The sequence below is a fragment of the Pseudoduganella sp. S-14 genome, assembly GCF_049913285.1.
Lineage (GTDB): Bacteria > Pseudomonadota > Gammaproteobacteria > Burkholderiales > Burkholderiaceae_D > Rugamonas.
This window is the reverse complement of sequence record NZ_CP183991.1, coordinates 3,345,135-3,362,190: the sequence shown is the minus strand read 5'-3', so window position 1 is coordinate 3,362,190 and position 17,056 is coordinate 3,345,135. Positions and strand designations below refer to the sequence as shown.

General features: G+C 62.1%; 17 protein-coding genes. 3 read left to right on the top strand and 14 right to left on the bottom strand.

Features of this window, described 5'->3' with window-relative positions; translation table 11 throughout:
* The 13 genes from sctR to ACN9MZ_RS15385 all read right to left on the bottom strand — a co-directional run bounded on the left by sctR (window position 1) and on the right by ACN9MZ_RS15385 (window position 9,220).
* Window positions 1-648, bottom strand: coding sequence for a type III secretion system export apparatus subunit SctR (gene sctR, locus ACN9MZ_RS15445; RefSeq protein WP_426337876.1), 648 nt, complete (start codon window positions 646-648; stop codon window positions 1-3).
* A gap of 33 nt (window positions 649-681) precedes the next feature.
* A complete protein-coding gene (locus tag ACN9MZ_RS15440) occupies window positions 682-1,737 on the bottom strand; it encodes a FliM/FliN family flagellar motor switch protein (RefSeq protein ID WP_426337875.1) in 1,056 nt (351 codons plus the stop codon).
* Window positions 1,734-2,456, bottom strand: coding sequence for a hypothetical protein (locus ACN9MZ_RS15435; protein ID WP_426337874.1), 723 nt, complete (start codon window positions 2,454-2,456; stop codon window positions 1,734-1,736). The genes ACN9MZ_RS15440 and ACN9MZ_RS15435 overlap by 4 nt, the downstream gene beginning before the upstream one ends.
* Entirely contained in the window at window positions 2,449-2,952 is a 504-nt protein-coding gene (locus ACN9MZ_RS15430) for a hypothetical protein (protein ID WP_426337873.1), read from the bottom strand. The genes ACN9MZ_RS15435 and ACN9MZ_RS15430 overlap by 8 nt, the downstream gene beginning before the upstream one ends.
* Before the next feature lie 14 nt (window positions 2,953-2,966).
* Window positions 2,967-4,289 (bottom strand): FliI/YscN family ATPase, encoded by a 1,323-nt coding sequence (locus ACN9MZ_RS15425; protein WP_426337872.1) that lies wholly within the window; start codon window positions 4,287-4,289, stop codon window positions 2,967-2,969.
* A 13-nt stretch (window positions 4,290-4,302) separates the two neighbouring features.
* Window positions 4,303-4,938, bottom strand: coding sequence for a type III secretion system stator protein SctL (gene sctL / locus ACN9MZ_RS15420; protein WP_426337871.1), 636 nt, complete (start codon window positions 4,936-4,938; stop codon window positions 4,303-4,305).
* Window positions 4,935-5,705, bottom strand: coding sequence for a SctK family type III secretion system sorting platform protein (locus ACN9MZ_RS15415; RefSeq protein WP_426337870.1), 771 nt, complete (start codon window positions 5,703-5,705; stop codon window positions 4,935-4,937). Before ACN9MZ_RS15415 ends, sctL begins: the two co-directional genes overlap by 4 nt.
* Complete coding sequence (gene sctJ / locus ACN9MZ_RS15410) at window positions 5,702-6,529, bottom strand: type III secretion system inner membrane ring lipoprotein SctJ (RefSeq protein WP_426337869.1); 828 nt, start codon at window positions 6,527-6,529, stop codon at window positions 5,702-5,704. The genes ACN9MZ_RS15415 and sctJ overlap by 4 nt, the downstream gene beginning before the upstream one ends.
* 29 nt (window positions 6,530-6,558) lie before the next feature.
* A complete protein-coding gene (locus ACN9MZ_RS15405) occupies window positions 6,559-6,939 on the bottom strand; it encodes a hypothetical protein (RefSeq protein ID WP_426337868.1) in 381 nt (126 codons plus the stop codon).
* Window positions 6,940-6,955: 16 nt separating this feature from the next.
* A complete protein-coding gene (locus ACN9MZ_RS15400) occupies window positions 6,956-7,423 on the bottom strand; it encodes a tetratricopeptide repeat protein (protein WP_426337867.1) in 468 nt (155 codons plus the stop codon).
* A gap of 41 nt (window positions 7,424-7,464) precedes the next feature.
* The gene (locus tag ACN9MZ_RS15395; protein WP_426161444.1) at window positions 7,465-7,695 is read right to left on the bottom strand and encodes a hypothetical protein; all 231 of its coding nucleotides are present in this window, start codon (window positions 7,693-7,695) and stop codon (window positions 7,465-7,467) included.
* Between the two features lie 122 nt (window positions 7,696-7,817).
* Complete coding sequence (locus ACN9MZ_RS15390) at window positions 7,818-8,072, bottom strand: hypothetical protein (RefSeq protein WP_426337866.1); 255 nt, start codon at window positions 8,070-8,072, stop codon at window positions 7,818-7,820.
* Window positions 8,069-9,220, bottom strand: coding sequence for an FHA domain-containing protein (locus ACN9MZ_RS15385; RefSeq protein WP_426337865.1), 1,152 nt, complete (start codon window positions 9,218-9,220; stop codon window positions 8,069-8,071). Before ACN9MZ_RS15385 ends, ACN9MZ_RS15390 begins: the two co-directional genes overlap by 4 nt.
* A 345-nt stretch (window positions 9,221-9,565) precedes the next feature.
* Between ACN9MZ_RS15385 and ACN9MZ_RS15380 the strand changes: the two genes are divergently transcribed.
* The 3 genes from ACN9MZ_RS15380 to ACN9MZ_RS15370 all read left to right on the top strand — a co-directional run bounded on the left by ACN9MZ_RS15380 (window position 9,566) and on the right by ACN9MZ_RS15370 (window position 16,279).
* Window positions 9,566-10,726 carry an extracellular catalytic domain type 1 short-chain-length polyhydroxyalkanoate depolymerase gene (locus tag ACN9MZ_RS15380; protein ID WP_426337864.1) on the top strand — a complete coding sequence of 387 codons (1,161 nt, stop codon included), beginning with the start codon at window positions 9,566-9,568 and terminating at the stop codon, window positions 10,724-10,726.
* Window positions 10,727-12,121: 1,395 nt separating this feature from the next.
* Complete coding sequence (locus tag ACN9MZ_RS15375; protein WP_426337863.1) at window positions 12,122-15,187, top strand: two-component regulator propeller domain-containing protein; 3,066 nt, start codon at window positions 12,122-12,124, stop codon at window positions 15,185-15,187.
* 126 nt (window positions 15,188-15,313) lie between these two features.
* The gene (locus ACN9MZ_RS15370; RefSeq protein WP_426337862.1) at window positions 15,314-16,279 is read left to right on the top strand and encodes an alpha/beta fold hydrolase; all 966 of its coding nucleotides are present in this window, start codon (window positions 15,314-15,316) and stop codon (window positions 16,277-16,279) included.
* Window positions 16,280-16,291: 12 nt separating this feature from the next.
* On the opposite strand, the gene ACN9MZ_RS15365 is transcribed toward ACN9MZ_RS15370, so the two are convergent.
* The gene (locus ACN9MZ_RS15365; protein ID WP_426337861.1) at window positions 16,292-16,942 is read right to left on the bottom strand and encodes a response regulator; all 651 of its coding nucleotides are present in this window, start codon (window positions 16,940-16,942) and stop codon (window positions 16,292-16,294) included.
* Window positions 16,943-17,056: the final 114 nt, after the last annotated feature.

The following is a 17,056-nucleotide window of genomic DNA, read 5'->3' as shown; positions in this document are numbered from 1 at the left end:
CTATTGATAAGTAAGAATCAAGCCGTGCACCAGCTTCGACCAGCCGTCCAGCACGACGAACAGCAGCAGCTTGAGCGGTACCGATACCACCGTGGGTGAGAACATCATCATGCCCATCGAGACCAGTATGTTGGCCACCACCAGATCGATGATGACGAAGGCAAGGTAGATCAGGAATCCGATCTTGAACGCGGCCGTCAGCTCGGTCACCGTGAAGGCCGGCACCAGCACCAGCAAGTCATCGCGCGTAAGCGCCTCGGCCCGCTCCACCGGCCATATCTTGCCGGCCGAGCGGACGAAAAACTCACGCTCGCGCGGATTGGTGTGCTTCGACAGGAACGCCCGCAGCGGTTCGCGCGCCAGGCCCAGGATGTCGAAGAAGCTGCCCGCGTTCATCTGCTGTCCCGGCTTCACCTGCGCCTGCACGGTGTCGCTGATCTTGCTGGTGACCGGCGCCATGATGTAGAGCGACAGGATAATCGCCAGTCCGTTCAGGACAAGGTTGGGCGGCACCTGCTGCAACCCCAGCGCATTCCTCACCAGGCTGGTCACCACCACGATCTTGGAATAGGACGTCACCATCACGGCAAGGAAGGGCGCCAGCCCAAGCAAACCCAGCGTGGTGATGACGATGATCGGATCCGGCATTCCCTGTGGTAGCACGCGCCCCCCTTTAAACAACTAAACGGATTGATCGTTGCCGCTGCCGGCAACGCGCATGATGCGTACGCCCAGCTTGCGGCCGATAGTGATCAGCTTGCCTTCGGCAATCACCGAGCCAAACACGCTCAGCGTCACCGTCGCCAGGCTGGCCTCCTGCTCCAGCTCGAATGTCTGGTCGGCGTGCAGGCGTTCGATCTGCGCCAGCGGCAATACCATCTGGCCCATTTCAAACACGACCGGGACTTCGATATCGGTATGGTCCTTGTGCATGGTGCTTTGCTCTCCTCGGTTGACTACCAGGCCTTGCTCGGGCGCCAGGATTCCAGAATATGGCGCCTGCAGCGCCACGGTGCGGTGCTTGAGACGAGCCGACCACGCACGCTGGCTGCTGTTGCCGGGAATGAAGACCAGCGTCACGCCATGACGCGAAATCGCCCCGCCTTCATCGATCCACGCCACGTCGCCGACGCCCAGGCCGCGCACCGCGGACATGGCCAGCACGGTGCGTCCCACGCGCAGCCGGACCGCGACAGGCAAGTCGTCCCTGGCCAACATCGGCGCCGGGGCGCCTTGCGGCATGGCCTGGTGCAGCCATTCCAGCGTCTGCAGCGCACTGGCCGCGAGCGTGCCGCGCGATTGCGTACCGTCTTCGCGGGTCGCGACAAAGCCGATCGCGCAGGGCCAGGCCTCGTTGTCCGGCATCGACCAATGCACCGCGCGGATGTCCGCGTCATGCATGAAGGCCGGCGGCAGCGCCGCGAAGAAGTCCGCGGCAACGCGTTCGATGACGAGATTGCGCATCGGCGCGGGCAAACGGGAAAATGGTTCGCCGACCAGGCGCGGGTCGATTCCGGCCAGCCCGTCCAGCTTGACCAGTACGGTCTGGCCCGCCAGCGTGCATTCGACGGCAACGGCGAACGATGAATGGGGCGGCACAAAGCACCAATGGATGCTCAGGCGCCGGCCAGCTACCGGCCACTCGGTATGCTGCCGCACGGCGAACCAGGCATTCATCAGGCGGCTGGCATCAGGCTCGAGCTGGTCGAGAACCAGGCAGGATGAATTGGACATCATGCCTCGTCTCCGGCCGTGTCGCTGCGCTCGACCAGGTCGAGCCGCACCACCAGTCCCGTTGATTTGTTCAGTGCATCCAGCAAGCGCGCGCTGCCGCCACGCATCAGGCGCAACATGGCGTCGTCCGCCGCGTGCAGCCGCACGTTGAGGAAGACACCGTCACGCGACATCTCCACCGATGAGCCGGGCAGTGATGCGCCGAGGTCGACCATGATGTGCCCCGTCCCCGCCTTAGGGCGGTCGGCAACGTACAAGTTGGCGCTGAAATGCCGGAGCAGCGCTGCCACTTCATCGTTCTGGGCGACCTCGGCCCGGGCCGCAGCGGCCGGCGCAGGCTCCTGGTAAAGCGCTGTGGGAGCGTGCTGGCCTGGCCGTTGAACACCGGCCGCCATCAACTCGGCGGGGATCGCGAGTGGGAAACCCTCGCCGCCCTCCTCGCCAGCTGCCGCCCGCCAGTGCGCGGGCGCAAGCCGGGAACTGACCGCCAACCCGTCGGTGTCCAGGTCGGACCGGTCCGCGCGGACTGGGTGCGGGGATGCGTCGCTTCCGGGCGTATTCGGCATGGCCGGCGCCGCTGCAGAATCTGGCGGCCGCTTGAGCATCAGGTCACGAAAGGCTGCGACAGCCGCATCGGACGTGGGCTGGTATGGCGGCACACCGGCTTGCGCGAGCACTGGCAGGTTCCGCTCACCGCCATCGATCATGGAAAATTCATTCATGCCTTGCCTCCGGCGCGACCGTCTTCCGGGCCAGGTACCAGCCCGCCGCGACTGCGTCCTCTGACCGCTGCACATCGCGCGCATCCTGTTCCTGGCGCTGCTTCTTCTTCATCTTGCCAACCACATCCATGATGTTCGACAGGGCCTCGTGCTGCTTCCTGGTCCTGGCCCGGGCAGCATCGACTTCCTGCTGCGCTTCCTGCAGGCATTCGACGATGCTGGTCCGCTCTTCTTCCAGATCGTTCTCAAGCGCGGCGATTTTCAGGTGCTGATCGGCATAGTCCTTGCCTCGCTGCAGCGCCCCGCCCTGTTGTATCCATGCCTGCCACTGCTGGTCCCAGGAAGTCCTCTGGGCGGCCAGGGCTTGCAGCGCTGCCTCCACGCGTTCGACCTCCTGCCGGATACGGTTGCGCACCGTCGCCCTGCGCGCGAGTTCGGCGTGCGCACTCTGGAGTTGTGCGTCCCGAAGCTTGACCAGTTTTTCCTGCTCTTCCATGGTTTCCGTGTCCTCTAGCTCGCCGCTATATTGCGCATAGCCGCCAGCGTTTCCCGTAGGCCGGACGACTCTCCCGCGGCCTGCCGAAGAAGCGCCGAACACGCTTCGCGGGTACGGATCGCCCGATCCGCGACGGCATCCGACCCCGCCTCGTACTCGCCGATCTGCAGCAACATCTCGATCGACTGGTACTTGGCGCCGAGCTCGCGCAATGCCCCCGCCAACGCCTGGTGCTCAGCCGATGCCACGATATTCATCACCCGGCTGCGGCTGTGCGCCGTATCGATCGCCGGATAATGGTTGGCGGCGGCCAGCTTGGTAGACAGGATGATGTGGCCATCGAGTGTCGACCGCACTTCTTCACCGATCGGATCGCCCGCCTCGTCATCGTCGACCAGCACCGTGTAGAAGGCGGAAATCGCGCCGTTCGCGCTTTGTCCGGCCCGCTCGAACAGCTTCGGCAACACCGTAAACACCGAGGGCGGAAAACCGCGCCGTGTTGGCGGCTCACCGGCCGCCAGGCCAATCTCGCGCAACGCTCGGGCATAGCGCGTGACCGAATCGACCAGCAGCAATACCGAACGGCCCTGGTCGCGGAAATACTCGGCAATTGCCGTCGCCACGCAGGGCGCCTTGGCCCGCTCCCCGGCCGCCCGGTCCGAGGTCGCCACCACGAAGACGGTGCGGTCCCGGCGGCCGGCCGGCACTGCGGTACGGAAAAACTCCCCCACTTCGCGCCCGCGTTCGCCCACCAGCGCGACCACGGTGACATCGGCGGCGGCGCCATGCGAGATCATCGATAGCAGGCTGCTCTTGCCGGTGCCGGCAGGCGCAAAGATTCCCATGCGCTGTCCTTCCCCGCAAGTGACGAATGCATCGATGGCACGCACGCCGGTGTGCAGGGCGCTCAGGATCGGCTTGCGGCGCAGCGGATCGGGCGCCGGCGCGTACACCGGATATTCCTGCACCGCGTCAATGGGCCCCAAGCCGTCGATCGGCTCGCCGAATCCATCCAGCACCCGGCCCAGCACACCAGGCCCCACCTTTACTCCCTGCGTGCGGCCCAGGTGCACCACCTCGGTCTGGGTCGACAAGCCCGCCAGCTCGCCGAAAGGCATCAGCAGCACCAGGTCGCGGACGATGCCGACTACCTCGGCCTGCATCCGCCACGGCGTACCTGGATTGCGCAGCTCGCAGATATCGCCGACCCGGGCGCTGACGCCGCTGGCCTTGATCAACGTTCCCACCGCCTCCAGCACTCGACCGCGCGTCTCGATCGCGGAGAAACCATTGAGCGCATCTGCCAGTGCATCGGAAAGATAGTCCGTGTTTATCATGTCGCTACGCCCCTCATTGACCGGCCGGGCCGGAGCGCCGCTTGCCGACGAATGCCCGGGTCAGGCCCGCGCGTATCGCCGCGATCTGCGTATCGAGGCTGGCGTCAACGATGCCGAATTCGCTCTCCAGCACGCACATGCCCGGCACGCCGGCGGGATCCTGCACCACGTCGACAAATTCAATCTCGGGGAACTCGGCCAGCACGGACGACAGCAGCGCATTGACGGTGTCGAACTGTTGCGATGCCACGATCAGGCGAAAGGAATTCTTCCGGCTTGAATTGGCTATCGTGCGGCGAACCAGACGTTCCATCACGGTGCGCTCGCCAATCTCGTGCAGGATGGCCTGCAACGCGTCCATCACCGTTTTGACCAGCCGCGCCTCCAGGCAGATGAACGACGAATCCATTCTTGCGGTGGCTTCGACCATCGACGCCGCATACTCCGCGCGTCCCTGTTCGATGCCAAGCTCGCGTCCCTGCCGAATCGCGGCCGCGCGTTGCGTTTCCGCCAGCGCCACGATCTCGGCGGCCCGCCGGCTGGCCTCGGCCAGCGTTTCCTGCGCGCTGGCCAGCTGCGCGAAATCGTTCGCCTTGATGACTTTTCCATCGGCGCTGGCGAGCTTGCCGCGATCGATCAATATCATCATTGCGCAGTCCTCCCAGGCGCTGCGAACAGCCACGCATGTTCGGGCGCCGCCTTGTTCAGAACGGCGACAAAGAGCGCGGCCAGCCTGGCGCGGTCATGCTCCTGCAAGACCGGCCGCTGGAGGCCAACCCAGTCGCAAGGAAACCTGAACTGCATGCGGGCCAGCGTTGCCCTCGACGCATTGCCTAGCAGTGCACCGACCAGGCCCACTGCGCGCCGGGTCCAGCCTTCCTTGTCCGGAAATGCGGCGCCGTGAGGATGAAAGACGTATCCAAGTACCGGAAGCGGCGCTGTCCATCCCAGCGCGAACCGATGCGCCTCGCGGCCCAGCGTGCGTTCGATCGCCATCATGTCGGCGCCAAGCACCGCATGCCTGATCTGCTCCCGCACCAGCAAGCCGGCCATCAGTCTTGCGCAGCGTTCGAGCACCGCGGCATCCAGCAAGGCGATGTTTTTCATGGGCTCGGAAAAGTCGAAATCAAAATCCTGGTCCAGCTGGCATGCCTGCAGCAAGGCCAGGGACAGGCGGCGCACCCAGAACGGGGAAGCATCGAGCCCCTCAGCAAGCGGAAGATGCCGGCCCAGGCGGGCGATCCAGCTGGCATGCGCATAGGTTGCTGGAAACAGATTGAAACGAAGCCGCAGATCGAAAGCGCGGTCCCGCACCAGCGGCTGCCAGGCGGGGCTTGGCGGATCGCCAGGGGGCCGATCGGCCGTCGCGGCCTCGGTGACGCCAGGTGGTGCTGCCTCCAGCGTGACGGCGCTCATGCCCGTTCCCTCTGGCGCGCTGGACGTTCCCGACCATCGCTATGAGCCGTCGCGCCCCGTGCTGCCAGTTTTTCCTTGAGCCAGCTGCGCAGGTGCGTCGCATTCAGCAGGAGTATCAGCAGGATCGCCACCACGATCCAGGGCATGAGCATCATGGTCCAGAGCGATGCCACGCTGGAGTTGGCGACGATCGCGCCGAAGAAGCGTGCTGTCGGCACCTGGTCGGAAGTGGTGCCGGTTGCACGCGCCGGGAACAGGCTGACCGACACCTTGTCCACCGTTAGCCCTTCCACGCTGCGGATCACCAGTTCCTTCACCTCAGGGATCACGGCCTTCATATTGATGTCGGCCCGATACTTCAGGAACACGGAGGCAGAAGACGGTTTGACCGGCGACGCCAGCGGATCGTTGGACGGCAGCACGATGTGCACACGGGCGCTCAGCACGCCGTCGATCTGCGACAGGGTCTTGGCGATCGCCTGCTCGGTCCCATAGGTAAAGCGGATGCGTTCTTCCGTGGGGGACGAAATCAGATTGTTACGCGCGAAGATTTCACCCATGTCCGCGTAATGCTGCGGCGGTTGTCCGTTCGAATTCAGCAGGCTGATGGCCGGCGCCATCTTGGCGCTGTCGACCCAGATGCTGTAGCCCTTTTCGCCAGCACGCTTCTCGGCGCTGATGCCGCCTTTCAGCAAGGTCAGCAGAACATCGTTGGCCTGCTGCTCGGACAGGTTGCTGTACACGGCCTGCTCGCAACCGGAGAGGAACAGCAAGCCCGCCAGGAGCAGTGCGTGGGTAAGGCGCCGATCATATCGGGTCGACATATTGTTGTTTTCCATGGGCGGGTTCAAGGTCAATTGCGCTGGAACAGGGACTCCGCACCTTTCTCCGTCATCCCCGCCGCCTTAGACACCACTTCAAAGGCCGCCGAAGTCTTGACCATGTCATATTGGAGCTGCAATACGTCCTTCATCGAAAGATCGCCATCTTTCTTTAACAGGTTCTCCACCGCATCTTGCGCGGTGCTCCACATCGACGACATGTTTTCGCTGTGGCTGCGGATAAGCTGCGAAGCATCCCCCGGCCCGTCGGCCGCCAAGGTGGGCGACTGCGGCTCTCCGAGCAGTTGCTGGAAGCGGCTGATCGAGGCCGGGTCCGGAGCTGGTGCTCCGTTAGCGCCGGCCTGCGTCGACGACTGCAAGGCCTGCAGCGATGAGAGGGAGGTAAGATCCATATTTTCTCCTTGGTCACTAGGGCCGTATGTTGTGATGACGGAAAAATGCCAGGGACCCCGTATCGGTCCTGCGCGCCGCGCCTTCGTCTTTCAGCTTGCGCGCCTGGTCCAGCCAGCATTCGACAATATTCACGGCGCCCGGCTCCTGCCTGCTGGCAAGCACGGCTTCGAACAGTTCGAGTGCGCCATCCTGCCTGGCTTCCACGAGGAATGCGCCAAGCATCGCTTTCACCATTTCACTGGCGGGAAAAACCCCGGCAGCATGCGTCAATCCTCTAATGGCGTCCTGCAGGCGGCCGCTCCGCGCATGCACCACCGCCAGCGAGACCGCAGGCGCCGCACTATCGGGTTTTGCCAGGGCCATGCCCAAGAAAATCTGCTCGGCCTTCTCGTGAAACCCATACTCGCTGGCCAGGAACCCGATCTCGGCAATGCGCTGTAGAACACATGGAGAAAAGATATTCAATTTTTCCAAATCAGACATTCCAATCTCCATGTACTCATATCGCATCAGCGCGCCAGCGCTTACGAAATATTGTGAGCAGCGCCTTTGGTGCCTTCCCCGAACGCCTTGATCGTTTCGGAGACTGCGCTCTGCGCCGTGCTGGCGACCTGCATCGAGAGCGCGACCTTTTGCATGCCAGTTGCGAATCCGGCAGGATCCTTCTTCGCATCCGGCAGATTCGCCAGACCGTCGAACGCAGCTTGCAACAGACCGCCTGCACCTGAAATAGCACCATCAAATCCGTTTGACATTTTTATCTCCGTGAAAGTTTAAGAAATATCGCATCAGCTGCTCTCCCAGCATCACCCCGCTTCCTGCTGCCTCCGCCTCCAGCTGGGCTGAGGCGGTGCAATCGTGCATGGTTCCCGTTCTGCTATCGGGCATTCAAATGCATGCTGTCCCAGATGTTCTGCAAGACCTCGACCGAAACAGCCGCACTCTCGACCAGGGCCCGGGTTGCCGCGTACTCGCGCTGCTCAAGGGGGTGCCGCAAACGCTCGGCCCCGGTTGCGGCAGCCTGCTCCATCAGGCGCCGGTAATCGGCGCACACGGCGCCGCTTCTATCGGCAAGCAGACGCGTGGCAAACTCGCTGGGTGGCAGTACATCGTCTTGGGGAAGAGTATTCATTGCAGTGCCGCCAGCGGAAAAACATAGTGCCGGTCGCCTTTTTGAAACTCGACCTGGTCCAATTCGATCTTGACGATCCGGATACCGTTGAACTCATCGCCTTCCGCGAATTTCTCCCCATATGCGCCGATCAGCCATTTGTTCTTTTTCAAAATCAGAATCGATGAAAAGCGTCTCGACATCCGCAGCGGCGCAACCGTCGGCGCCATCGCCACCACGGCCGACGCGGCAGGCGGGACAGCTTCCGCGACCTCTTGGGCGGGGGGCGCAATAGGCTCACCTTTCTTGACCTGCACGTTCAACGCCTTCAAGCCCGGCACCTGCTGCGCCAGCGATGTCAGTTTGGACGCAGCTTCGGGGGTATCAACTTCGTTGGCACAGCTGACGATGCCGGCGCCGGCATCCTTGGCCAGGCAGCTGATTCCTTCCAGGCGGGCCAGGCGCGCTACCGCGGCCACGATTTCTTCGGTGGCATGGATGTCGCTGCGCGCCTGGTATTCGGAATCGTGCAGTGACATTGCAAGCAGGTCGCGCTGGTAAATGGTATTGACGTAGCCCGACACCGACAGATGGTGATCACTATCGACCTCCAGCTGCAATTCACTGCCCACCGGCGCTATCGACTTCAGCCATTGCCGCGCCTCGCGCGTACGGGCCTCCGTCATTTCCGTCCGGTCCGGTGACATCATGGCGTAGGCCAGGCTCAAGCTGGCGGCGAATCCGATGACGACGAGGAACGCGCTGCCCAGCAAACGCCTTGGACTGCGCAAGCTGCCCCCCGGCGAAAAGCTCGCCAGCAGCGAGCCAGCCCTAGCCAGCCCCTTTTCCCACTCTTCATCTGCCGGACGCACGGCGAACGATGCGTCGCCAATTTCAATGGTCTGATAATCAAAAATCCTGGCCGTCGCACCCGGCGCCAGCGTGCTGGCGCCGATTCGCACGACATCGTCCAGCGCGGTGCAGCGCACGCTGCGGTCCTCGATCGACAGCAGGCAATGCCTTGGAGCTACATTCTCATCCAGCAAGACGGCCGTGCAAGATGGATCCGAGCCGATCACGCAGGGCAAGCCCGAGTCGAGCGAGAACTCCGCCCCTTCCTGCAAGCCCTGCACTACGCGGACTGTTCTGCTTTTGAATGTTTCCGCCATGATGTGCGCCACCTAATCGGAAATTGCTGCAATGAACAAAACGCAACGGGGGCAGGCCAACCGACTGTTCAATGGATCAATGTTGGCAAGCGCGAAGCAGAATATACCGGGGACGATGGACGCCGCACATCACCAAAGCATGTGATTCTTTGGTGATTTTTTGCACAACATAATTGCCTAGGTTGCCATGAGGTTTGCGTGAATGCCTTCGATTGCTGATCCTTGTCGGGCAGACTGCTACGGTAGGCATGCTCGGCAAATGCAACTTCAGCACGTGCGGCAACGCACCGAGCGTACCGATCGTCCCTCCTATATTTCATAGGTTCAGCCACCTCAGGAGACCTTATGCCCAAGATTTCGCCTGGTGTCCGGTTGCTGCGGAGCCTGGCCCGCGCCGGAAAGAAGCAACAGTCACTGCTAACCGGCTTGCTGAAAGCGGTATCGCCCGGTTTGAAACCGAAGGGGCGCAGCACAACGACGCGCAGCACTGTGGCAACGAAGCCGCCGCGCGCCACACCGAGTGACGCGCGGCGGAGCGCCAGAACGCCGCAGGCGGTTGCGCCAGGTAGATGGATCGCTTCCATTCACCGTTCAAAGCATGTGAATGCGCCGGCGCCAGCGCATCCGCTTGCCTACTGGATGTATCTCCCGGACCGCCGCCCAGCTGACGGGCGGCGCCACGGCTTGCCCCTCGTGGTCATGCTGCATGGCTGCCATCAAAGCGCTACGCAGTTTGCGCAAGGCAGCCGGATGAATCAGCTTGCCGAGACTAAGGGCTACGCTGTCCTGTATCCCCAACAGTCCGTTACCGCGCAGGCCCAGCGTTGCTGGAAATGGTATAGCCGCGTAGCCCAGCAAGGTGGCGGCGAAACCGCAGAGCTAGCCGATCTCATCGGCAACGTGTGCGAACATCACCCGATCGACCGCCGACGCATTTACGCTTGCGGTATCTCGGCAGGCGCCGGCATGGCAGCTGTGCTGGCGCTCAACCATCCCGAATTAATCGCTGCGGTGGCCCTCCATTCGGGGCCGGTCTTTGGCGTTGCACGTACTTCGGCCGAGGCAATACACGTGATGCGCCATGGCGCCACCGCTGAGGCAGAAGATGCGATCCGGCGCGTCGTGCAAGGCCGCCAGCGCGGAGGGGCGCCGGACCGGCCGCAACCAATGCCGCTGATGCCCGCCATCCTCATCCATGGTGAAGATGACCGCGTCGTGCATCCGGCCAACCAGGAACACATCGCCCGACAATGGATGTTGCTAAACGGCCTGCCATGCCAAGGCGCGCAAGGGTTGACGGTGAAGACTGCGGCCCGCAATAAACGCCGGAATGCCTACGAACTGCGCGATTATTGCATCGGGACCAAGCCAGTGCTGCGCGTCGCTCGCATCGCCGGGCTGGGACACGCGTGGAGCGGCGGCGACCCGTCGCTGCGATTTAATGCGCCAGCTGGTCCCGACGCCAGCCGCATGATTCTGGACTTCTTTCGGATGCACAAGCGATAGGCTGGCCAATTGCGCCTGCCTGGCGACACGCGGAGCTTAGGATGAGGTACTGCGGCATCGCCACAGCCGCTTCGATACGAATCCTAAATCGCTCGCTTGAGCGAAACGTGGTACCTTGAATCGTCAAGCCCACCTTTGCCCGAGGCGCTGCATGAGCGAACCTGTCAACCGTCGAACGAGGAGTTCCATCGCAATGACCATCGATCATGCGATCGATTTGGCGCGGACCCATGGAACGTCCTATGCCTCACGATATCTCCGCAATCACCGCATTGACGAGGAAACGATTCAGCGCATTGTCTTTGGCAATTGGACTGAACGCCGCCTGCATACGCCACCCGCTCCAGTCAGCGCCGGTGGTCATGCAGAATCCAGACCTTCGACGCTTGCCTTGCGCTTAGCCCGCCCTCTTTCACGTACCGGCTAGCGCGCCAGATAGCGGGTGCGTCGATCCCGGTTGGCGGCTGCGCCGGTATGTATCGCGCGGCGCAGCCCGCCTTGGCGAATCAATGTGCCGGAATGTGATGCGTCCCTTGCACAGGTCGTACGCTGAGAGCCAGTGGTCGAGGGTCGGACACGTGACATCGGCTTGTCAAGTTGCACTTTGAACTGGCGCAGTAGACCTATGAGGGGCGGACGCAAGATATCGATGCCTGCCGATTGTGAAATTGCCTTTTAGTGAAATAACAAACGGTGAACGCTGTGTGGGTGGGGTAGTCTTTGCCCATGACACGCAGATTAGATCACCGTACCGCCGAGCAAGTATCGATGGCTTTATTGACCAGAGCGGCTTTTGGCATTCATCCGGCGATGCAATATGCCTTACATGCTGGAGTCCCTGCTCGACTGATTTCCGAGGTCTTCGATAGAGGCGCTGAGCGGACTCGCCAAAACGTTCAAGGCATTGACCTTCTACCAGACCGACGCCAATATACGCGTTCGTCTGACGCCCGTTAGGCAAGGGCTGAATGGCCAAGGCTGTCTGGCAACGCGCGGGTGAAAATCTCGCTCGCACTCCCCTATGCGTAAGTTTATTTGCTGTCAGCCGGCGCCATTCAGTCCCGAAAACGTCGAGTCGACGGCCGCCATTCTGCTGCGGCCCTTTTGACGTCCAACGCTCCAATTCCAGGTCAAAAGCGAAATCTGTGCCGCTCACGTGAACACCATCGACCGGAGGAATTGTAGTATTATCCCGCGCCCATCTTCAATGGTGCCTCCTCCCTCGCGCAGTCGCCGAGTTCACAGCTCCTGCCCACCCGGCGCGACAGGAAAGTCCGACAGTATTGCCGCATGCTCACAGTTCGAAAGCCATGATGGGCTGGGCATGACGGCAATTTGCGGGCGGGCGCGCTGCGTTCACTGGCATGGCGCCGTTGCATAATCTAAAAAGACGACATGTATTTTAAACCTGGGGGACGTAGGTCGCGTATTGCGGCGCTCCTGACAATCGCGGCAACGTTACTTTCTCGCTGGCTCGCCCTGGTCACGCTGGCTGTGCTGATGCCGTCCAGAACAGCCATGGCGATCACGCCTGCTATGGACGATTACGCGCACACTGCCTGGAATGGACAGCGTGGAGCCCCCGCTGATGTCCTACAGTTCACCCAGACCAAAGACGGTTGGTTATGGATCAGTTCACCTAACGGCCTGTTCCGCTTTGACGGTGTCGATTTTGAGCGGATGGATAGCGTATACGGCCATCGCCTGCATACCACCAATACGGTCGCATTGCTGACCACACGCGACGGCCGTCTTTGGGTTGGCGGGCGCTTTGGCGGGATCAGTATGATTGCCCAAGACCACAGCCGCGTGTTTAACGAGAAAAGCGGCCTGCCACGGGGCATGGTGTTGACGATGTCTGAGGCACCTGACGGTAGCGTATGGGCCGCCACCAGCACCGGCCTGGGCGTGCTGAAGCCCGGGGCCACGCGTTTCAGCCAAATTGGGAAACAGCAAGGCTTGCCGGAGACCTTCACCCACCAAGTCCTGTTCGGCCGCGACGGGCGCCAGTGGATTGCGCTGAACAGTGGCATTTATGTCCGAGACCCTGGCCGTGCGCTCTTCCGGAGGGCGTGGCCCCATATCAACCTGGTGGCGATGTCTGAGGCGCCGGACGGCACGCTCTGGGGTTCGGACGGGATCGACAAGCATTACCGCGTGCTCCCCGACGCACCGCCGAACAATCCCGCGCCACACGCCGAACTGGGCGGTAATGGCGCGCTGTTCGACCGTGAAGGCAATATGTGGATCCTGAAAGTGAATGCGGTGGAGCGACGTCGCGCACCGTATGTCGGCAAAGCGGCCGGCGCACGTGAACTAACCAGGGAAAACGGCATGAGTGGCGCGCTCGTACAAAGCGCGTTCGAGGACCGCGAGGGCAATATCTGGGTCGGTACTTCCGGCGGGCTGGACCGCTTGCGGCGCATCCGACTCAGCGGTGTCAAGGTCGATACCGCGTTTGATCACCCAGGCGTGATCGCCGATGACCGGGGCGGCGTACTCATCAGCGACTGGCGGCGCCCGTTGCGCCGCTACGAGGCATCAGGGGAGTCGCAGGGACTAAAGCCCTTGAGCTTCACCTGCGCCTACCGCTCGCCCGATGGCGCGCTCTGGCTGTCCAACGCCAAGGCGCGCTGGCGCCGCGATGCATCGGGCGCGTTCAGCCAGATACCGCACCCGGAACAAATAGTTGGCTATGACGCCCAGGCCATGACAATCGACGGCCGGGGCCGGATGTGGATCTCGGTTTCACGACAGGGACTGTTCGTGATTGAGGATGGCGTCTGGCGCAAGCATGGCGGCTTGCGCGGAATGCCTGATGCGCTCGCGCTATCGCTGACTACGGACGGCGCAGGACGGGTTTGGGCCGGATACGTCGACAATCAGATTGCATTGATCGACGGCGAGCGGCTGCAGATGTTCGGCGAAGCCGAAGGACTCAAACTGGGCAACGTGCAATCACTGCTGGTAGACGGTAAACAGCTCTGGGCGGGCGGGGTGGACGGTCTGGCCCGGTACGACGGTTTACGCTGGCACGGCGTGACACTTGCTGGCCGCCGGTCGTTGCGCGGCGTCTCGGGACTGGTGCGCACCCGGAGCGGCGACCTGTGGCTGAACGGGTCTGATGGCATCAGCCGCATCGCAAACGAAGAGGTTGATCGATTGGTGCGCGCGCCTGGGCGCGCCGCGCCCTTCGAACGGTTTGACGCGCTTGACGGCCTGGTTGGCACTGCCGAGCAATTGCGCCCACTGCCATCCATCACGGAAGGCTCGGACGGACGGCTGTGGTTCGCCACCGCCAGTGATGTCGCCAGCATTGACCCGTCGACCATCGCGCGCAATCCGCTGGCGCCGCCGGTTCAAATCCTGTCCCTGCTGGCGGGCGATCTTAGATACGAAGCGCGCTCCGAATTGCGCCTCCCCGTCGGTCAGCGCGACTTGCGCATCACCTATACAGCGCTCGGGCTGGCGATCCCCGAGCGGCTGCGTTTTCGCTACAAACTCGAAGGGTTTGACCAACACTGGCAGGACGTGGGCACGCGACGTGAAGCCGTCTATACCAACTTGCCGCCCGGCGACTACCAGTTCCACGTCATCGCAGCCAACGAGGACGGAGTTTGGAATGAAACCGGTGCCACGCTGAAGCTAAGCCTGCCCCCGAGATTCACAGAGACAGGCTGGTTCATCCTTTTGATGGCAGCGGCGGCGCTGGCGTTGATGGCAGGGATGTATATGCTGCGGGTACGCCAGCTCACTGCACGGGTACAGGAGCGCATGCAGGAGCGGCTGGCCGAGCGGGAGCGCATCGCACGCGGCCTGCACGATACTGTGTTGCAGAGTGTGCAAGGCTTGATAATGCTGTTCGAGCGGCAAGTGCGTAACCTTCCGATCAGTGCCGCGCAGCGGCGTGAGATCGAACAGACTCTTGACCTCGCCGACGGCCTGCTCGCTGAAGGCCGCGACTGCATTTCGGACCTGCGTCATGACAGCGAGCCTGGTGACCTCGATCACTCCTTGAGCCAGTATGGCAGCGTATTACTGCGACACCGCTTCAGCAGCACGGTGTCGGGCGCGTCGGTTCCGCTTTGCCCACGGCTGCGCCAGGAAGTCACGGCGATCGCGCGCGAAGCGCTGTTCAATGCTGCGCGTCATTCCGAAGCAAAACAAGTAGCACTCACTATCGAGTACCGTGACGACGGCTTTGCGCTGGAAGTGCGCGATGACGGCTGCGGGATGCCGGCCGCAATCCTGGACCATGGTAAGCCGCGTCATTACGGCGTTGTGGGCATGTGCGAGCGCGCCATGGCGGCCGGGGCAAGCTACACCCTGGATTCCGCCCCCGGGCAAGGTACCGTGATGCGGCTGGAAATCCCTGCCGAGTACGCCTATGCCGGGCGCAGTTCTGCCGCCTTATTTGCCAGGCTGCGGGAGCGCCGCCGCGCCGCCGTCAATGCGGCTTGACTCCCGTTAGCTCGAAAGAGCTAGTCAAGTCCCGCTCTTCATGATGATGGCGGCGGTTCCTCCCCGAAGTACGCTATGGCTGGCATGTCAAACATGCCGATCATTTCAAATTTCAAAGAGGAAAGCATGAGCAATGTTACCAATCCAGACCAGCGCCGGCGCAATGTGTTGATGAGCGCCGCGACGGCCGCTGCCGGCGCGGCTGCGGCTGGGATGTCACTGGGTGCGACGGCGGCCACGCCGGCCAAACAGATCCGTCAAGTCGCCAGTATTACCACCCGCGACGGCGTGGATCTGTACTACAAAGACTGGGGACCGAAGAATGGCCAGCCAGTTGTATTCAGCCACGGTTGGCCATTGAACTCCGACAGCTGGGAGTCGCAAATGATCTTCCTGGCAGAAAAAGGCTATCGCTGCATTGCGCATGACCGTCGCGGCCACGGCCGCTCGTCCCAGCCATGGGATGGCAACGACATGGACCATTATGCCGATGACCTGGCCCAGGTGATCGAAGCGTTAGATCTGAAGAACGCCGTCCTGGTGGGCTTTTCCACCGGCGGCGGCGAAGTCGCGCGCTATGTCGGGCGCCATGGCACCAAACGCGTCGCCGGCCTGGCACTGGTATCGGCCGTACCGCCGCTGATGCTCAAAACGGCCGACTATCCGGGCGGACTGCCGCGCGAAGTGTTCGACGGCATCCGTGCCGGCTCACTGGCGAACCGCTCCCAGCTGTACAAAGACATCGCATCCGGCCCGTTCTTCGGCTTCAACCGCCCGGGCGCCAAGATCTCGCAAGGGCTGATTGACGCTTGGTGGATGCAAGGCATGATGGCGGGGCACAAAAATACTTTCGACTCGATCAAGGCGTTCTCGGAAACAGATTTCCGCGCCGATTTGAAAAAGTTCGATAAACCGACCCTGATCATCCACGGCGACGACGACCAAATCGTGCCGATCGACGCCTCCGGCCGCGCTGCCGCAGCAATCGTCAAGCACGCCAAACTGCTGGTGTATCCGGGCGCCCCGCATGGCCTGACTGATACCCACAAGGATCGCGTCAACAACGATCTTCTGGCTTTCATCAGAGGTTGAGCGATACTTGCGCTAGAGCGAGATGATGCCTCGTTTGACCGCGATGGCGACGGCATGAGTACGATCGCAGGCGTCCAACTTGGCAAGAATGGTGCGCACGTGCGCTTTGACGGTGTCTTCAGCGATGCCCAGGTGAACGCCGATGCGTTTGTTGGAGTTCCCGGCTGCCGCGCTGCGCAACACTTCTTTTTCACGCTCGCTCAGCGAAGACTGGCCATAGTGAGCGGCCAGCGTCCGTGCGACATCGGCGGGAATCCAGCGGCTGCCGGCGTGCACTGCCCGGATCGCGTCGAGCAAATCTTTGCGCAAGCTCTGCTTCATCAGGAAGCCCACAGCGCCGAGCTCGATCGCACGGCGGATCTGATGATCCCCGGCCAGCGTGGTGAGCATAATGACGCGGGCATGGCTATGCGCTAGGCGCAGCGCTTCCAGTGCATGCAACCCGCTTGTTCGAGGCATGGCGATGTCCATGATGGTTATGTCGGGCCGCAGGGCTTCAAATGCTTCGACGACGCCCTCGCCATCTTCGAGCTCACCGACGAGGCGCAGGTCTGGTTCATTGGCGATCGTGTCGGCTAGTCCGGCCAAGATCAAGGGGTGATCATCAACGACGAGGATACGTACTGGATTGGAACTGCTTGATGTTGCGATGCTGCGCGACACTGGTACTCCATGGTTTGGCGGTAAAACTTTTAGCAGTTTAATACAACTGGTAAAAGGTCACAATTTATACAAAATCACCTTCGCCCTATAGGTAGAAGTCATGCGGTCTATGCC